General features: G+C 57.3%; 23 protein-coding genes. 13 read left to right on the top strand and 10 right to left on the bottom strand.

Features of this window, described 5'->3' with window-relative positions:
• Positions 1–27: 27 nt before the first annotated feature.
• Complete coding sequence (merR, locus tag ECL_RS26785) at positions 28–462, bottom strand: Hg(II)-responsive transcriptional regulator (RefSeq protein ID WP_000429838.1); 435 nt, start codon at positions 460–462, stop codon at positions 28–30.
• 71 nt (positions 463–533) lie between these two features.
• Between merR and merT the strand changes: the two genes are divergently transcribed.
• Genes merT through merE form a run of 6 tightly spaced genes read left to right on the top strand, consistent with a single transcriptional unit; the run spans position 534 to position 3,681 of the window.
• On the top strand, positions 534–884 hold the full coding sequence (gene merT / locus ECL_RS26780) for a mercuric ion transporter MerT (RefSeq protein WP_001294667.1): 351 nt from the start codon (positions 534–536) through the stop codon (positions 882–884).
• A gap of 15 nt (positions 885–899) precedes the next feature.
• Positions 900–1,175, top strand: a complete 276-nt coding sequence (merP, locus tag ECL_RS26775; protein WP_000735441.1) for a mercury resistance system periplasmic binding protein MerP — start codon at positions 900–902, stop codon at positions 1,173–1,175.
• 2 nt (positions 1,176–1,177) lie between these two features.
• Positions 1,178–1,423 carry a mercury resistance system transport protein MerF gene (gene merF, locus ECL_RS26770; RefSeq protein WP_000654684.1) on the top strand — a complete coding sequence of 82 codons (246 nt, stop codon included), beginning with the start codon at positions 1,178–1,180 and terminating at the stop codon, positions 1,421–1,423.
• Positions 1,420–3,066 (top strand): mercury(II) reductase, encoded by a 1,647-nt coding sequence (gene merA, locus ECL_RS26765; protein ID WP_000136268.1) that lies wholly within the window; start codon positions 1,420–1,422, stop codon positions 3,064–3,066. Before merF ends, merA begins: the two co-directional genes overlap by 4 nt.
• A gap of 16 nt (positions 3,067–3,082) precedes the next feature.
• Complete coding sequence (merD, locus tag ECL_RS26760; RefSeq protein ID WP_003465059.1) at positions 3,083–3,448, top strand: mercury resistance co-regulator MerD; 366 nt, start codon at positions 3,083–3,085, stop codon at positions 3,446–3,448.
• The gene (gene merE, locus ECL_RS26755) at positions 3,445–3,681 is read left to right on the top strand and encodes a broad-spectrum mercury transporter MerE (protein WP_001087809.1); all 237 of its coding nucleotides are present in this window, start codon (positions 3,445–3,447) and stop codon (positions 3,679–3,681) included. The genes merD and merE overlap by 4 nt, the downstream gene beginning before the upstream one ends.
• A 52-nt stretch (positions 3,682–3,733) precedes the next feature.
• Here the strand turns inward: merE and ECL_RS26750 are convergent, their stop codons facing one another.
• From ECL_RS26750 to ECL_RS26735, 4 genes are read right to left on the bottom strand one after another with little or no spacing between them, the layout of a single operon-like run.
• A complete protein-coding gene (locus ECL_RS26750; RefSeq protein ID WP_000904941.1) occupies positions 3,734–4,348 on the bottom strand; it encodes a recombinase family protein in 615 nt (204 codons plus the stop codon).
• Between the two features lie 60 nt (positions 4,349–4,408).
• The gene (locus ECL_RS26745; protein ID WP_013087245.1) at positions 4,409–5,626 is read right to left on the bottom strand and encodes a TniQ family protein; all 1,218 of its coding nucleotides are present in this window, start codon (positions 5,624–5,626) and stop codon (positions 4,409–4,411) included.
• Positions 5,623–6,531, bottom strand: a complete 909-nt coding sequence (locus ECL_RS26740; protein WP_003465065.1) for a TniB family NTP-binding protein — start codon at positions 6,529–6,531, stop codon at positions 5,623–5,625. Before ECL_RS26740 ends, ECL_RS26745 begins: the two co-directional genes overlap by 4 nt.
• A 2-nt stretch (positions 6,532–6,533) precedes the next feature.
• On the bottom strand, positions 6,534–8,213 hold the full coding sequence (locus tag ECL_RS26735) for a Mu transposase C-terminal domain-containing protein (protein WP_003465068.1): 1,680 nt from the start codon (positions 8,211–8,213) through the stop codon (positions 6,534–6,536).
• On the opposite strand from ECL_RS26735, the gene ECL_RS26730 reads away from it, so the two are divergent.
• The 4 genes from ECL_RS26730 (at position 8,207) to ECL_RS26715 (ending at position 10,808) form a co-directional block, all read left to right on the top strand.
• Positions 8,207–8,806: a transposase gene (locus ECL_RS26730; protein ID WP_223203167.1), complete on the top strand. Its 600-nt coding sequence runs from the start codon at positions 8,207–8,209 to the stop codon at positions 8,804–8,806. The two genes, ECL_RS26735 and ECL_RS26730, sit on opposite strands and share 7 nt — an antisense overlap.
• Positions 8,803–9,174, top strand: a complete 372-nt coding sequence (locus ECL_RS26725; protein ID WP_003100853.1) for a hypothetical protein — start codon at positions 8,803–8,805, stop codon at positions 9,172–9,174. The genes ECL_RS26730 and ECL_RS26725 overlap by 4 nt, the downstream gene beginning before the upstream one ends.
• Positions 9,168–9,725: a recombinase family protein gene (locus ECL_RS26720; RefSeq protein WP_003100847.1), complete on the top strand. Its 558-nt coding sequence runs from the start codon at positions 9,168–9,170 to the stop codon at positions 9,723–9,725. Before ECL_RS26725 ends, ECL_RS26720 begins: the two co-directional genes overlap by 7 nt.
• 78 nt (positions 9,726–9,803) lie before the next feature.
• The gene (locus ECL_RS26715) at positions 9,804–10,808 is read left to right on the top strand and encodes an IS110-like element IS4321 family transposase (RefSeq protein ID WP_000427623.1); all 1,005 of its coding nucleotides are present in this window, start codon (positions 9,804–9,806) and stop codon (positions 10,806–10,808) included.
• Positions 10,809–11,496: 688 nt separating this feature from the next.
• On the opposite strand, the gene ECL_RS26710 is transcribed toward ECL_RS26715, so the two are convergent.
• Positions 11,497–11,889, bottom strand: coding sequence for a hypothetical protein (locus tag ECL_RS26710; RefSeq protein ID WP_000341066.1), 393 nt, complete (start codon positions 11,887–11,889; stop codon positions 11,497–11,499).
• A gap of 372 nt (positions 11,890–12,261) precedes the next feature.
• Between ECL_RS26710 and ECL_RS26705 the strand changes: the two genes are divergently transcribed.
• The 3 genes from ECL_RS26705 to ECL_RS26695 all read left to right on the top strand — a co-directional run bounded on the left by ECL_RS26705 (position 12,262) and on the right by ECL_RS26695 (position 13,217).
• The gene (locus ECL_RS26705) at positions 12,262–12,603 is read left to right on the top strand and encodes a hypothetical protein (RefSeq protein ID WP_001151575.1); all 342 of its coding nucleotides are present in this window, start codon (positions 12,262–12,264) and stop codon (positions 12,601–12,603) included.
• A gap of 91 nt (positions 12,604–12,694) precedes the next feature.
• Positions 12,695–12,886, top strand: coding sequence for a DUF7706 family protein (locus ECL_RS26700; RefSeq protein WP_000398480.1), 192 nt, complete (start codon positions 12,695–12,697; stop codon positions 12,884–12,886).
• A 49-nt stretch (positions 12,887–12,935) separates the two neighbouring features.
• Entirely contained in the window at positions 12,936–13,217 is a 282-nt protein-coding gene (locus tag ECL_RS26695) for a hypothetical protein (RefSeq protein ID WP_000077926.1), read from the top strand.
• 340 nt (positions 13,218–13,557) lie between these two features.
• Here ECL_RS26695 and ECL_RS27870 read toward each other — a convergent pair whose 3' ends face one another.
• The 4 genes from ECL_RS27870 to terD form a co-directional block, all read right to left on the bottom strand.
• Positions 13,558–13,689, bottom strand: coding sequence for a hypothetical protein (locus ECL_RS27870; RefSeq protein ID WP_000374059.1), 132 nt, complete (start codon positions 13,687–13,689; stop codon positions 13,558–13,560).
• A gap of 90 nt (positions 13,690–13,779) precedes the next feature.
• Positions 13,780–15,021 (bottom strand): vWA domain-containing protein, encoded by a 1,242-nt coding sequence (locus tag ECL_RS26690; protein WP_001053338.1) that lies wholly within the window; start codon positions 15,019–15,021, stop codon positions 13,780–13,782.
• Between the two features lie 428 nt (positions 15,022–15,449).
• Positions 15,450–16,025 carry a TerD family protein gene (locus ECL_RS26685; protein WP_000301242.1) on the bottom strand — a complete coding sequence of 192 codons (576 nt, stop codon included), beginning with the start codon at positions 16,023–16,025 and terminating at the stop codon, positions 15,450–15,452.
• 67 nt (positions 16,026–16,092) lie between these two features.
• Positions 16,093–16,671, bottom strand: a complete 579-nt coding sequence (gene terD, locus ECL_RS26680) for a tellurium resistance membrane protein TerD (protein ID WP_000116677.1) — start codon at positions 16,669–16,671, stop codon at positions 16,093–16,095.
• Positions 16,672–16,699: the final 28 nt, after the last annotated feature.

Raw genomic sequence — 16,699 nt, 5'->3', positions numbered from 1 at the left:
AGCACGCTAAGGCGTAGTTCCCTCGGGCTACACCGCGTCCGCACTGCGCGGTTCTTTCTTCCCTTGCAGTGACGCAATCAGCGGGCAGGAAACGTTCCCCTTCCGCGCATGGCAGGCGCACACCAAATCAGACAGCACGGCCTCCATGCGCGCCAGGTCAGCCATCCTCTCGCGCACGTCCTTGAGCTTGTGCTCGGCCAGGCTGCTGGCTTCCTCGCAATGGGTGCCATCCTCCAGCCGCAGCAGCTCGGCGATCTCATCCAGGCTGAAACCCAACCGCTGGGCTGATTTCACGAAGCGCACCCGCGTTACATCCGTCTCGCCATAGCGGCGAATGCTGCCGTAAGGCTTGTCCGGTTCCGGGAGCAAGCCCTTGCGCTGATAGAACCGGATGGTCTCCACATTGACCCCGGCCGTCCTGGCGAAAACGCCAATGGTCAGGTTCTCCAAATTGTTTTCCATATCGCTTGACTCCGTACATAACTACGGAAGTAAGCTTAAGCTATCCAATTCAGATTCGAAAGGACAAACGTATGTCTGAACCTCAAAACGGGCGCGGCGCGCTCTTCACTGGCGGGCTGGCCGCCATCCTCGCCTCGGCTTGCTGCCTCGGGCCGCTGGTTCTGATCGCCTTGGGGTTCAGCGGCGCTTGGATCGGCAACTTGACGGTGTTGGAACCCTATCGCCCCATCTTTATCGGCGTGGCGCTGGTGGCGTTGTTCTTCGCCTGGCGGCGCATCTACCGGCCGTCAGCCGCCTGCAAACCGGGTGAGGTTTGCGCGATTCCCCAAGTGCGAGCTACTTACAAGCTCATTTTCTGGGGCGTGGCCGTGCTGGTTTTGGTCGCGCTCGGATTTCCCTACGTCGTGCCATTTTTCTATTGATCACAGGAGTTCACCATGAAAAAGCTGCTTTCCGCCCTTGCCCTCGCTGCCGTTGTTGCCCCCGTGTGGGCCGCCACCCAGACCGTTACGTTGTCCGTACCGGGCATGACCTGCTCGGCCTGTCCGATCACTGTCAAGAAGGCGATTTCCAAGGTCGATGGCGTCAGTAAAGTTGACGTGACCTTCGAGACGCGCGAAGCGGTGGTCACCTTCGATGATGCCAAGACCAGCGTGCAGAAACTGACCAAGGCTACCGAGGATGCGGGCTACCCATCATCAGTCAAGAACTGATCATGAAAGACCCGAAGACACTGCTGCGGGTCAGCATCATTGGCACAACCCTCGTGGCGCTGTGTTGCTTCACCCCTGTTCTGGTCATTTTGCTCGGTGTGGTCGGCTTGTCCGCGCTGACCGGCTATCTGGACTATGTGCTGCTGCCTGCGCTGGCGATTTTCATCGGCTTGACCATCTACGCCATCCAACGAAAACGCCAAGCCGATGCCTGCTGCACCCCGAAATTCAATGGAGTAAAAAAATGACCGAAATCACCGTGAATGGCATGACCTGCACATCCTGCGCCACCCATGTCAAAGATGCTTTGGAAAAGATTCCCGGCGTGAATGCCGCTGTGGTGTCCTATCCAGAAAGCCGCGCGCAAGTCATGGCAGACACCGCCGTGAGCCACAACCAACTGCTGGCCGCCATCGCCGCATTGGGTTATCAAGGCTCGATCCGGGTTGGTGATTTCAAAGATGAACCAAAAATCCGTGATGCACTTGAGGGCGCCGGTTTGCATATCGCCATCATTGGCAGCGGCGGGGCCGCGATGGCGGCGGCGCTGAAGGCCGTCGAGCAAGGCGCGACGGTCACGCTGATCGAACGCGGCACCATCGGCGGCACCTGCGTCAATATCGGCTGTGTGCCGTCCAAGATCATGATCCGCGCTGCCCATATTGCCCATCTGCGCCGGGAAAGTCCGTTCGACGGCGGTATTGCGGCAACTGTGCCTGCGATTGACCGCAGCAAACTGCTGGCCCAGCAGCAGGCCCGTGTCGATGAACTGCGGCACGCCAAATACGAAGGCATCCTGGACGGCAATCCAGCCATCACCGTTTTGCACGGTGAAGCGCGTTTCAAGGACGACCAGAGCCTGGTCGTCCGTTTGAACGAGGGTGGCGAGCGCGAGGTAACGTTCGACCGCTGCCTGGTCGCCACCGGTGCCAGTCCGGCCGTGCCGCCGATTCCGGGCCTGAAAGAGTCACCCTACTGGACTTCCACCGAAGCGCTTGTCAGCGACACCATTCCCGCACGCCTGGCCGTGATCGGTTCGTCGGTGGTGGCGTTGGAACTGGCGCAAGCCTTTGCCCGGCTCGGCAGCCAGGTCACGATCCTGGCACGCAGCACCTTGTTCTTCCGGGAAGACCCGGCCATCGGCGAGGCCGTGACAGCCGCTTTCCGCGCCGAGGGCATCGAGGTGCTGGAGCACACGCAAGCCAGCCAGGTCGCCCATGTGAACGGCGAATTCGTGCTGACCACCGGACACGGTGAATTACGCGCTGACAAGTTGCTGGTTGCCACCGGTCGGGCACCGAATACGCGCAGCCTCGCGCTGGACGCGGCGGGGGTCACTGTCAATGCGCAAGGGGCCATCGTTATCGACCAAGGCATGCGCACGAGCAACCCGAACATCTACGCGGCCGGCGACTGCACCGACCAGCCGCAGTTCGTCTACGTGGCAGCGGCCGCCGGCACCCGTGCCGCGATCAACATGACCGGCGGCGACGCAGCCCTCAATCTGACCGCGATGCCGGCAGTGGTGTTCACCGACCCGCAAGTCGCCACCGTGGGCTACAGCGAGGCGGAAGCGCACCACGATGGCATCGAGACCGACAGTCGCACGCTGACACTCGACAACGTTCCGCGAGCGCTTGCCAACTTCGACACACGCGGCTTCATCAAGCTGGTCATCGAGGAAGGTAGCGGACGGCTCATCGGCGTGCAGGCGGTGGCCCCGGAAGCGGGCGAACTGATCCAGACGGCGGTGCTCGCCATCCGCAACCGCATGACGGTGCAGGAACTGGCCGACCAGTTGTTCCCCTACCTGACAATGGTCGAGGGGTTGAAGCTTGCGGCGCAGACCTTCAACAAGGACGTGAAGCAGCTTTCCTGCTGCGCTGGATAAAAAAAGGAGGTTTTCAATGAGCGCCTACACCGTGTCCCGGCTGGCCCTTGATGCCGGGGTGAGCGTGCATATCGTGCGCGACTACCTGCTGCGCGGATTGCTGCGTCCGGTGGCGTGCACCCCGGGCGGCTATGGCCTGTTCGATGATGCCGCCTTGCAACGGCTGTGCTTCGTGCGGGCGGCCTTCGAGGCGGGCATCGGCCTGGACGCGCTGGCGCGGCTGTGCCGGGCGCTGGATGCTGCGGACGGCGATGAAGCGGCCGCGCAGCTTGCCGTTCTGCGCCAGTTCGTCGAGCGTCGGCGCGAAGCGTTGGCCGATCTGGAGGTGCAGTTGGCCACCATGCCGACCGAGCCGGCACAGCACGCGGAGAGTCTGCCATGAACAGCCCCGAGCGCTTGCCGTCCGAGACGCACAAACCGATCACCGGCTACCTGTGGGGCGCGCTGGCCGTGCTCACCTGTCCCTGCCATTTGCCGATTCTCGCCATTGTGCTGGCCGGCACGACGGCCGGCGCGTTCATCGGAGAGTACTGGGGTATCGCAGCCCTCACGCTGACCGGTTTGTTCGTCCTGTCTGTGACACGACTGCTGCGGGCCTTCAAAGATCGATCATGAGCGCTTCCCATTGAGACAAACCACGCTGTCGCTACGTTGCCTCATGCCGGCATCAAATTCGGCTGAGTAGCTTCTCGCCATCTGGACGTAGCTCACCCTTGGGTGAAACATGCCGATACAGGGTCTGCCGCGTGACGCCAAGTTCCTGGCACAGGTCGCCGACCTTGGTCTCTGGCTGACCCATTGCCGCCATCGCCAGCCGCAGCTTGGCGGCGGTCATCTTGAACGGCCGGCCGCCTTTCCGCCCGCGCGCGCGGGCCGAGGCTAGGCCGGCAATCGTGCGCTCCGCGATCAACTCGCGCTCGAACTCGGCCAGGGCGGCGAAGATGCCAAAGACCAGCTTGCCGGCGGCGGTCGTGGTGTCGATGGCCGCGCCGTGCCCGGTTAATACCTTCAAGCCGATGCCGCGCCCAGTCAGGTCGTGCACGGTGTTGATGAGATGTCGCAGGTCGCGTCCGAGCCGATCCAGTTTCCACACGACCAGTGTGTCGCCAGTTCGCAACGCCTTCAGGCAGCTCGTCAAGCCGGGCCGATCCTCGCGCATGCCGGATGCCTGGTCCTCGTAAAGATGTACTGGATCGACCCCGGCGGCAATCAGCGCGTCGCGCTGCAAATCGGTAGCCTGGGAGCCGTCCGCCTTCGATACCCGCATGTAGCCTATCAGCATGTCGTACCTGTCACATATACGTTCGATTATGTGACAGTGTGAGCCAGAAAGCTCTCGCCGTCAAAAACTGTCACTTAACCCGTCATTTAGTCTAAGACCTGCAAACGGCCATTCAGGCTCGTAATGTGACAAAAACTCCGGCGGGATGCCCTCCTTGGTGAACGTGGCGCGCAAACGTTCCAGGGATTCGGGGTCGCGTCGCCCGTAGGACGCCAGTGTGAACAGCAAGCGGGCCGTCTCCGGGTTGTGTCGCGCTTCAATGATGGCCTCATCGATGGCCTGGGCTGCTCGTTGCCAGTGGTTGATGGGTTCCGGCTTCGGCACCTTCGCCGGCAGGCCGTTGGTGAAACCAGTGTACGGCTCCGTCTGAAACAGCGCGGCCTGTTCCCCGCGCGGGATCAGCGCCTTTGACTCGATCAGCGTGATGGCGGTGGCCGCCGCCTCCAGCATCTGCCACTGCACCGCCGGGGCCAGAATCTCGTAGGGACGCCACAGACTCTGCCCGGCGCGCAGCGGATGGCCGCAGCGCTCCCAGACATGGCGGATGCTCGCCGAGCAACTGCCGCAGTGCGAGAGCGGCGTGTTCAGCTCATCAAGCAGGGTGCGCAGCAGCCGGAACCACAAGCCGGCGTGGACACGCCGACGCGGCAGCTCCACAAAACCCGTCGTCAGCGCCTGCCAGGTGCGCCGGTCCATGCAGGCGATTGCGTCATCGGCAGGGCGCGGCGCAGCATCGGCGATTTCCCACTGAAGATACCGGCCGGGCATGCCCCAGTAGGACTCCAGCCAGCAGCCATGCTGCGGGCAGCTCAGCATCAAGGGGAGCTGCCAGACGAGTAGCACAGCTTGATTCGTTGGATCGTTCAGACACTGCGGACACGCCCGGCGAATCGTCTGGCTCGGTAGCCAGGCACGCCAGCGAGTGATGGACCGCACCTTGCGGGTGCGCTTGGGCAGGAGCACCGCGCATTGGAATGTATAGGTTTCCAAGGCTGCTGGTACCGAATCGTCGAGACTGTCGAGCAGCCACGGCACCCAGCCTGCAAGACTCATGCTGCGCAACCGCTCCAGCTCGACGCCACTGCGCTGGCAGAGCGCCGTCAGCAACGACAAGGATGGTGCGGTATCCAGGTCATCAAGTTGGCTGTGACCAAGATCGTGGGCCAGCAGCTCGTGCACGTCCATCTGGTAGCAGGCGGCGACCCGGTTGAGCCATGAGGACAGGGCTTCGCCTTCCTTGGGTGCCGGATGCAGCGGCCAGCGCGGCGCGGACTTCACATCAGTTCCCGCTCGAACTGTCGCCGCCGCTCACTGGGGCCGATGTAGTCGGCCATGCTGAGCGTGCGGTGGTTGATCGCTTCCTCGCCACTCTCCACGGCGGCGACGGCCGCCGCCACCAGCAGATGTGCAAGCTCGCCGATGGTGCCTTCGCTCCGGGTGAGCAGGTAGCGGGCCATGTCCAGCGTGGCAATCGGGGATGGCCGCCGTAGCGGGAGTGACGCCGCGAAGCTGGCCAGCAGCGAGCAGCAGTCCTCATTGGCCTCCCACGGCGGCAGCAGCATCGGCTCGAAGCGGTTTTCCAACTGATCGTCCGAACGGATGGCCAGGTACGCCTCGCGCGTGCCGACCCCGACCAGGGGGATACGCAGCTCGTTGCCGAGGAAGCGCAGCAGGTTGAGGAACTCGCGCCGGTTAACGCTGTTGCCAGCCAGTACATTGTGCAGTTCGTCGATCACCAGCATGCGCACGCCGACCTTGCGCAGCAGGGCCAGCGCCAGTTGCTCCATTTCCGGCAGCCGTGGGCGCGGGCGCAGCGGCGCGCCCATCGCAGCCAGCAGCGCGACATAGAAGCGGATCACCGATGGCTCTGACGGCATCTGCACGACCAGCACCGGGATATGTTCTTGGTCAGCGTCGGTGCCGACCGGGTGCGCCCGCCGGAATTTCTCGACGATCATCGACTTGCCGTTGTTGGTGGGGCCGACCAGCAGCAGGTTTGGCATGCGTTGCTTGTTCGGCCACGCATACAGAGTTTCCAGCCGGTTCAGCGCCTCGACCGCGCGCGGGTAGCCGATCCAGCGGTCGGCGCGAATGCGCTGGATGCGCTCGTCTGCCGGCAGCCTGGCCAAACCCTGTGCCGCTGGCAGCAGGTGGGACAGGTCAATGACGGGATATTCGTCCACGGCTACCACTCCTCGATCTGATCGAACGGTTTGGCCGGCGGCAGGTTGTCTGCCTGCGGGTCAGCCATGTCCACATCCGGCGGTATGGGCTTGGCCGGTGGCTCCGACGTCTTGAGGTGCTGGCGGCGATCAGCGTCGCGCCGCGCCTTGCGCGTGGCCTTCTGGGCGGTGGTCACGATCTCGCGCATCTGCCCGATCATGCGGAACAGCGCCGACTCGTCCACCTGCTCGCGCCCGAGCTGACGCAATTTGGCCAGCGCCTGGCGTTGTTCCCAGAGGGTGACGGCCGGATGGGACAAGGTGCGGTAGTGGATCTCCAGATAGTGCTGACCTTCCGGTTCCAGTACCCAGATGCGGCTGATGTCGCGCGGATCGCGCCGGATCAGGAAGGCGGGCAAGCGCTCGCGCCGGGCAATCCACGGCTTGAGGGCGTCGGCGTAGTAGTGGATGTGGTCGATGACAAAGCCGGTGCGGGTCAGGGTGCGGCGGATCACCGGCAGGAAATCGACCAAAAACGCGGTGGGGCGGGTAACGACGGCCGGGACGCCAACGCGCTCCACGGCCTCGGCCCAGCGCGCGGCCGGCGGCTGGAGCAGGCCGTTGTGCACGGAGCCGTGATAGGTGCCTACCGCCAACGCGAGCCAGCGCTCCAGCTCGCGCAGCGTCAGGGTGGCCATCTTCTCGGAATCGTACTCGCCGCGCTGGCCGGGATTGGAGAAGGTCGTCCCCGGTAATTCGTCGTGGATCATCTGCATCGCCGTGCCGATGATCCGTTCCACGATGCCGCCGTAGTGCGGCTGGCCTGGTGGGCGATAGTCCAGCCGGATGCCATGCTGTTCGCAGCCACGGCGCAGCGCTTCGCTTTTGAACTCGGCCGCGTTGTCCAGATAGAGCAGCCTGGGCTTGCCGCTCATCGGCCAGTCCATTTCCACATTCAGCCCTTCCAGCCAGGGCCGCTTGTCGCAGGCGGCATGCGCGAGGCATAGGCCGACCGAGACGGCGGACGGCGCTTCCAGCGTGACCACCATGCCGAGTACGCAGCGCGTGAACACGTCGATGGCGAGGGTCAAATATGGGCGGCCAATCGGTTGCCGGTCGCGCTCGTCGACCACGATCAGGTCGATGACGGTGTGGTCGATCTGCACCTGTTCCAGCGGCATGGTGACTTCGGGCGGAATGCCACCCGCGCCTTGCAAGGGACGGGCAGCGTCCTGCCCGCCCCGGCTGCGGGCTATTTTCGCCGGATGTAGTCCGGCAATCCGCTGGGCCACGGTGTTGCGCGCCGGCACCGGCAGCTTCTGGGTTTTGCACGCCTGCGCGACTTCGCGGTGGAACGCCGCCAGGCTGCGTTTCTGCTTGGTCAGGAAGCGCTTTTGCAGCAGCTCGCGGATGATGCGCTCGACCGGTTCCGGCAAGCGCCCCTTGCCTTTGCCGCCGCCGGATCGGCCGGGCGTCAGGTCTGTTACCAGGCCAGTACCCTGCCGGGCGCGACGGATCAGGACATATACCTGTCGCCGGGACAGGCCCAGCGCTTGGGCTGCCTCATCGGCGGCTTCATGCCCGACCACCTCAAGCGCTGCCAGTGGCCCGATGATTTCCGTCCGGTGCCGGGCTTGCGCCCATGCCTCGTCGGGCAGGGTGGCCACGCCTTGCGCGGCAATCGGTGGAGTGTCTGATGTCATGCCCAAACCTCGCTTTGGTGCACACGAGTATTGAGCATAGTCGAGATTGGTGCAGACGACTCCTGATATTGGGCTGTCAGGAGCCGTATGCACACCAGGCGTTACATCCAGTCAGATGGTGCGGTCGTCTTCTGAAAACGACACCGGGCGTCTTCGCGCCCGTGATCGAGAACGCCAAGCGGCCCGATGCCGGCGCCGTCATGGCGTGGGGTGTCGCGATCGTGGCGGTGATGATCCTCTTCACCCCTTTGCTGCTGCGCTGTCCACCATTCCGGCGCTGGTATGGCCGGACGGATGCGCTGTCGGAGCGGCAGCGCCAGGCGCTTGCCGAGCGCGGCCTGCGCCGCTACTACCAGACCGCTTTCGATGACGGCTACGTGCCCCGCGTGATGCCCTACGTGTGGCGCATCATCTGGACGGTCGGCGGGTTGATGGCTGTGACCGCCGTACTGCCTACCAACACCGGACGGCCAGCCTTCGATGCCTTGGTGGTCTTCTCGACCTGGTATCCGATAGGCGTGATGCTGCTGGTTTTCGCGTCGAGGCCCCTTGGCCGGTTGATTCGCCAAAGAGCACAGGAGCGGCGGAAATGAGCACGTCAACCATCGAGGCGCTGGCCAGCGCCTGGGCAAGGATTGCCGAGGAAGCGGAATTCCCCGCTGACTACGAGGGGACTGCCACACCACAAGCGCATCGGGCTAGCGAAGCTATTCAGGAGCAGATTCGGGAGCGCATCGTCGCCACCAACGACATGCGGCTGTTCAGCCTGCTGCACCTGCTGGGTCAGGCGTCGCTGCGCATGGAGCAAGCGCTGTGGCCGGAGGATTACGAGCGGATGACGCGCGAGGTTGAGGAAGCCCTGCGGCAAGCCACCGACGCCAACGCCAGATCGTACACCCACGAAGAAGTGATGCAGGCGATGCAGGAACGCATCGACCGGGCGCGAGACAAGCCATGTTGATTGGCTATGCGCGCGTCTCGACGCAGGATCAGAACCTGGAGCTGCAACGCGAAGCCTTGAGCAAGGCCGGATGTAAAAAGGTCTTCGAGGACAAGGTGAGTGGCACGCGGGCAGACCGGCCTGGCTTGGCCAAGACGCTCGAAATGCTGCGCGAAGGCGATACTTTGGTCGTCTGGAAGCTCGACCGGCTGGGCCGGTCGGTCAAGCAACTGGTCGATCTGGTCGGCGATCTGCACAAGCACGGTGTCCAGTTCAGGAGCCTCACCGACTCCATCGACACCGGCACACCATCCGGGCGGTTCTTCTTCCACGTCATGGCGAGCCTTGCCGAAATGGAGCGCGAGCTGACCGTCGAGCGCACCCGCGCCGGGCTGGAAGTCGCCAAGCAGCTCGGCCGCAAAGGCGGCCGCAAGCCGAAGATGACCGACAGCAAGATCGAGTCGGCCAAGAAGCTGCTGGCCAGCGGGGTGCCGCCCAAGGACGTGGCCAAGAACCTCGGCGTGTCCATTCCGACGCTGTACCGCTGGGTGCCAGCCTCCACGCACGCTTAGCGTGCTTTATTTAATGAGATGGTCACTCCCTCCTTCCCGGTACTATGCTGAGGACAGGCTTTCATTCGGAGAACTATCATGGAAAACATTGCGCTCATTGGTATCGATCTGGGTAAAAACTCTTTCCATATTCATTGCCAGGATCGTCGCGGGAAGGCTGTTTACCGTAAAAAATTTACCCGGCCAAAGTTGATCGAATTTTTGGCGACATGCCCCGCTACAACCATCGCAATGGAAGCCTGTGGCGGTTCTCACTTTATGGCACGCAAGTTGGAAGAGTTGGGGCATTCCCCAAAGCTGATATCACCACAATTTGTCCGCCCGTTCGTTAAAAGCAATAAAAACGACTTTGTCGACGCCGAAGCTATTTGTGAAGCTGCATCGCGTCCGTCTATGCGTTTTGTGCAGCCCAGAACGGAATCTCAGCAGGCAATGCGGGCTCTGCATCGTGTCCGTGAATCCCTGGTTCAGGATAAGGTAAAAACAACCAATCAAATGCATGCTTTTCTGCTGGAATTTGGCATTAGCGTTCCCCGAGGAGCTGCCGTTATTAGCCGACTGAGTACCATTCTTGAGGATAATAGTTTGCCTCTTTACCTCAGCCAGTTATTGCTGAAATTACAACAGCATTATCACTATCTTGTTGAGCAGATTAAAGATTTGGAATCCCAGTTGAAACGAAAGTTGGACGAAGATGAGGTTGGACAGCGCTTGCTGAGCATTCCCTGCGTCGGAACACTGACAGCGAGTACTATTTCAACTGAGATTGGCGACGGGAAGCAGTACGCCAGCAGCCGTGACTTTGCGGCGGCAACAGGGCTTGTACCTCGGCAGTACAGCACGGGAGGTAGGACGACATTGCTGGGAATTAGTAAGCGAGGTAATAAAAAGATCCGAACTTTGTTGGTTCAATGTGCCAGGGTATTCATACAAAAACTGGAACACCAGTCTGGCAAATTGGCCGATTGGGTCAGGGATTTACTGTGCCGGAAAAGCAACTTTGTCGTCACTTGTGCTCTGGCAAACAAGCTGGCCAGAATAGCCTGGGCCCTAACGGCACGACAGCAAACTTATGTAGCATAACGGCAGAAATACACCGGTTTAAAGAATTACTGATCTGGTTTTGCGAATACTGATATTGATGATACTAACGGCCCACCGGCCTGTTGAGGAACCTGTAAAACGGAAAGGCTCATTGAAGCCGTATATTTTCTGGAGGTTCATCAGGCGCGGAACTCATCAAGGCGCGGGAATAAAATCCCATTCAGACGCCGGATAGATTCAAGCAAGCCAACTTGTCGTCAAAATCGGTGTTGCAAAAACGGGAGTGACCATAGATTCCGTTTTCTGAGACGACCCCAACCAGCTACATACGATCATAAGTGACACAACATTAATATGAAGCGACATTCACCAAATGAACCTTCGTCATTTCAGATAGTTAGCTTACTTGCATGTCCTCATCCCATGAAGGGGAGGGCCTACCCCTGGCATCGAGCAAAACTGACCACCCTGCCCTTATTAAGACCCCACATGCGGCAATGGTGCCCTGTCCACGCCGCCCGCGATTTTTGAGGAAATGGGAAGAAAATAAAAAGAAAACAAAAAGTTATCGGCTGAAGTATCGGCGCAGATCGGGAATCAGGCGAAGCCTGACAGCACGTTGGGGCCTGGCAGGGGGCTTGAGGGATGAGGACATGCAACTCTGATAGCCTTCCCGCCACGGGGTCGGTTAAATTCGTATCCGGCCGGTGCAATTCCAACGGCCGCGTTACCAGTTCGCCGGGTAGCATGGCCAGCAAAGCCAGGCATCGAGCACCCGGGTTTCACTAACGGCCGCTGCATAGACGCCGGTATCCGGAAAGAAATAAACCGGGGTGGCGTTGTTCAGCTGGTCGCCTTCATCGGCCAGAGCGCCGATCACCTCATGAGGCTTCAGCAGCATATCCGTTAAATATTCATCCGGGTGGATGGCATTCAGCGATATGGCCATCTCCAGAAATTCATCCAGTGTGTGGCGGGTACGATACCCCCGGAAAACCTCGTATGAAGGCGTGACGCATTCACCATCCAGGGAACAGGCATCGTACCCGGCCAGCTGCTCTTCGGTGAGTCCGGAGGCATGCTTTGCCACAAGATTCGTAAACTGCTCTTTATCGTCCATCACAATCCTTACGCTGTAGGGGCCTGTTTGTGTTATCACTGCTTCCGGATTTTACATCGCACAACCCGGCAGGTATCCGGTCGCCCGGGCGTCCTTTGCGGTCATGTTAGCCTTTGGCCTGTATTACGACGAATCCCTTTCACTACACGGGCTCGCAGGGTGACACCTCCCCTTTTCACCGGAAGCGAAAGAGGAAGAACAGTTTAACAGCCCGGATCCTCAATAATTTTTGCATAACGGACTAAATGACCGGTTTATGCAGCCCCTGTTACTTACTGTCGCGGTAAGGATAAAACCCTGGTTATGAAACAGAGTTTGTATCGACGTTTAGGTTTTGGTTGAATGAGTAACTCTAAGCAACCGGAATATGACATGGCCAAAGTACAAGGGCTCTTTGTTGGATACCGAAAATTTGCTGTTGATCGCGAGTGGCTTCGGCAGCAGGAAGAACAACGTTATCGGGATCGCCAGCGACAATTTGATGAATGGTCCAGAAAATGGGTCACTGTAACTAGGCTAAAAGAGACTCGTTTATGGACTGACGGAGCCATCAGGCGATGGCTGGGTGAACCTCAGCAACAGGGTAAATATAAAGTTTTCCCCGTTGAAGCGGTTTTGGCTGCTGAGAAGTTGAATGAGTTTCAGCTCTGGCTTAAACCCCGGCTGGAAAAGAAACGTGCCCAGCATCACCACTTTTTAATTCCATTTCTGTAAAGTAGAAACAACGACAGTTCCGGCTGCATTCAAGGCTTCGGCATCTGGTCAGAAGTAAAGCGCCATTTTTCATTATAAGGGAGGTTAGATAGTGGAAGGTATTGAGACACTGAGTTTGCGGCTTGATGAGAACGAAACTATGGCCCTTGCTCAATTTGTTAAACGTCTGAGCTGGAGCGATCTACGTGGTTGTGCTGTGAGTGACGAAGAAGCCTGGGTAATGAAAAGCGCAGTTGATAAATTACAACAGGCGTTAAGGGAAGAAGGTTATGCGCCTCGATGATGCAGGCTTCGTGTTATTTTCCGATGACAAATTTTCTTAAGGACTAAGTATGAGCCAGCACTGGTATGAGGTGAAAAGCAATCAGGGAATTGTTCAGGTGATGTTAGGCTGGGATCCACCTTTGCAGTGGTTTCATATGTGCATTGATTATGACATTAATGCAGCAGAAGACCCACTCTATACTAATCTGGCTGAACCTGATCCCTACTACGTTACTCCGGAATATCTGCAATTTGTACTTGAACGCTTCGAAATAACGGATATTGTAATAAAGCCCGATACCTCTGGGCTTTACGAAGAATTATTAATGGATCAGCTTTTAGACCGATAGCTAAGCTGCCAGCAACAGACGTGCTGGCATAATCGTCACTTAACTGTAATGTCAGATACTTCAGGTACAAATGTCCGGACTCGTTTGAAACCTATCCAAAACTGTAAATATATTTTCGTTATAATATAACCTTAATTGAATTGCTTTCTAACAGTTCCCACTCTTCTTTTCTAAGTACATTTTTAATTATTGTTCCATTGGCAAGCGTCAGCTCATACTCCCTGTCACTATAAATAAGGTTTTTATTTTCGACTCGTCGAAAGCTGGTAATGGCAACCTTTCTTTATCCACCTAACGAATAATTATCTTTGATTTCTGCGAACATTTAAACTCCCGTATATTAACGTCTTAAAGACAACTGAACCTTCTCGGCCCTTTCTGCGCCCCGACTAATGATACTATCGTAGTTGTCGATTTCATCATCAGTTGGTGATTCTTCAGCTATCCATTTCAGGTACTTGATGCGGTCCATATGCTCCTCCCTGTACGATTTCCAGTGAACAAAGGCTCTACAGTATTAAGCTGCTGTAGAGCTCCTTTAACCATGCGAAAACTGTGCGTATTACAGGATGCCTAACCTTTTTGTTTCATCGATCCACGGTCTGAATTCTTCCAGTAAATTATCATATAACTTTTCATCGCTGATCGAACCGAAATCATCCATGGCAAAGAAGTGGGTGTTATCAACCCGGCGGTCAGTAAAGTCATCCAGATTTTTGAGGATACCGTAGCTTGAACCACCCAGGCCGACAAACTTCCAGAAGATGGGGTAGTTGGCAGAACGCCGGATTGCATCTTTAATCGCCCGGGTCTTGCTGATCCCGCCATCGGTAATAAATACAACATATACCGGGATTTTCGAGTCCTTAAAGTAGTCGACAATTTCTTCCATCACAGGGGGCTCATTGTTTGTCCCACCAAGTCCCGGCAGGTTCTCCCAGGCTGAACGCTTTCCAGACCCGCGAATGGACTGAATATATGTGTCCAGGTTGTCCAGTGTGACGTTTGGATACTTCTTGTGCTTCTCTCCAAATCCCCAGACATCCATTTCACCGTCGTCGTCGAACTGGGCGGCAAGAACGGCGATGCGGTCCAGCACAGACTGAACGTTGCCCTTACTGAACTGGCCACTCATTGAGCCGGATGCGTCAAGTACAAATGCAACCGCTGCCTCAAGGGTGTCCAGTTTATTTTTAGTGAGACTGACCGAGGCTTTTTTAGCGAGGCTTACGAGGCGCGGAGATCTGGTTTCAAGTTTCTTTTCCAGACTGATACGAGCAGGCTTTGCTGGCTGCGGAGCTGGCTGTGCGACATCAACGCCAAAGCTAATGGCCAGAGGCTCAAGACCACCGTTGAAACCCTGCCCGAGCGCACGAAGCTTCCAGGCGCCATTGTGCCGATATACTTCACCCAGGATGATTGCTTTCTCACTGCGGCCCTGAGTCTCAGCCTGAAAATCAGCGATACCAGGAGCCTGAATGCTCAATAAACTGAGCCCACTGATAGTATCTTCACCATCAATGACAACGGTGATCGCAATCTTACTGACGTTCGCCGGAACACGATCCAGTGCTATCTCAATGCTGGACTGCTGAGAACCGGTAACGAGCTTTACTGCCCCTTCAGGAGAAGACAGATTATTATAAAAGATAAAGTCAGAATCGCCGGTTACCTTTCCCTGAGCATTAAGCAGGAAGAGGCAGGTATCGGGTTCGCCTTTAAAGCCGGATTTGGCAGGGTACTGAAGATTCAGCCTGATCGCAGATTGCTGAAGCGGTATGTTTTGTCCGGATTGTAGATTCACATTAACTCTCCTGATTTTTGATTATTTTTAAAGCGCAGCGCTTATATATGTTCCCCAGGCTTAGTTCAGGACGCTGGATTTCTGGTGAGGCGTATATATGGTGTGACACCATATTTCATCACGCTGAAGTTTCTATACCTGTTGAACTGGAATTTTGATTGACCGGGTATCTTATGTTCCAGATCCCGTTCCTTCATAAACCGCAAAAGTAACATATATCAGAGGGGCATTCTGTTGATAAAAGGCACGGAATACCGGCTTTAACCAGCAACCAGAGATAAATCCGTTTCCTGCCTTTAAAAGGCTCAGGTCTGAATTAACATGACCTGCTTTCTGAAATTTCCAGTCCCCTTTCTACTACTCCCTCCTGAAAGCGGATCGCAACCAAAAAAAACCCCGGCATTGCCGGGGTATGATTCAGCGTTGTTTTAGATGTTAACGCCGTGCTGGGAGGCAAGAGCCGCCAGGCCACCGGCAAAGCCCTGACCGACAGCTTTAAACTTCCACTCAGCGCCATGACGATACAGTTCACCGAAGACCATAGCGGTTTCGGTTGAGGCATCTTCAGACAGATCGAAACGGGCAATTTCCGTGCCGTTGTCGTTGTTGTAAACGCGCATGAAGCTGTTGCTCACCATGCCGAAGTTTTGTTTACGCGCTTCTGCATCATAGATGGTAACGGCAAACACCAGTTTTTTGATATCTGCTGAGACTTTGGTCAGATCGATTTTGACCTGCTCATCGTCACCGTCGCCTTCACCGGTACGGTTGTCGCCCTGGTGCTCTACCGCGCCATCAGGGCTGGTTTTGTTATTGAAGAAAATGAAATGCGCATCTGACAGCACTTTACCGTCTTCGCCTACTGCGAACACGGAAGCGTCCAGGTCAAAAGCCTGACCGTCAGTTACACGGGCATCCCAGCCGAGGCCAACCATAGCGATATTCATGGTTGGTGCTTCTTTGGTCAGAGATACGTTGCCGCCTTTTACGAGAGAAACTGCCATTTTTAGCTCCTGCAAACAGTTGAATGAGGGCTGCATTAACAGCCCCGGGTGAAAAGTTACTTTTCGATCAGGACGCGTTAATGCCGTACTGAGCACATACAGATGCCAGACCACCAGCATAACCCTGGCCCACTGCGCGGAATTTCCACTCACCATTGTGGCGATACAGCTCGCCGAACAGCATGGCAGTCTCAGTGGACGCATCTTCGGTCAGATCGTAGCGAGCGACTTCAGTCTGGTTATCGTCATTGACCAGGCGAATAAACGCACCGGATACCTGACCAAAGCTCTGGCGACGAGCCTGAGCATCATGGATAGTGACAACGAAGATGATCTTGTCAACATCAGACGGGACGGCGTCCAGTTTAATTTTCAGCGATTCATCATCACCATCACCTTCACCGGTACGGTTATCACCGGTATGGGTTACGGAACCGTCAGATGACGTCAGGTTGTTATAGAAGATGAAATCTGAATCGCCGCGCACTTTGCCATTTGCGGCCAGCAGGAATGCTGAAGCATCCAGGTCAAAGTCCTGACCGTCTGTTGAACGCGCATCCCAGCCAAGGCCCACCAGGACGTTTTTCATTGACGGAGCTGCTTTACTCAGGGAGACGTTCCCGCCTTTGGAAAGAGAAACACTCATAAAATAACCTCTTCGATTAGTAATTGTT

Source organism: Enterobacter cloacae subsp. cloacae ATCC 13047 (genome assembly GCF_000025565.1).
GTDB lineage: Bacteria > Pseudomonadota > Gammaproteobacteria > Enterobacterales > Enterobacteriaceae > Enterobacter > Enterobacter cloacae.
The sequence above is the reverse complement of the archived record's forward strand: the minus strand, read 5'-3'. Positions and strand labels throughout refer to the sequence as shown.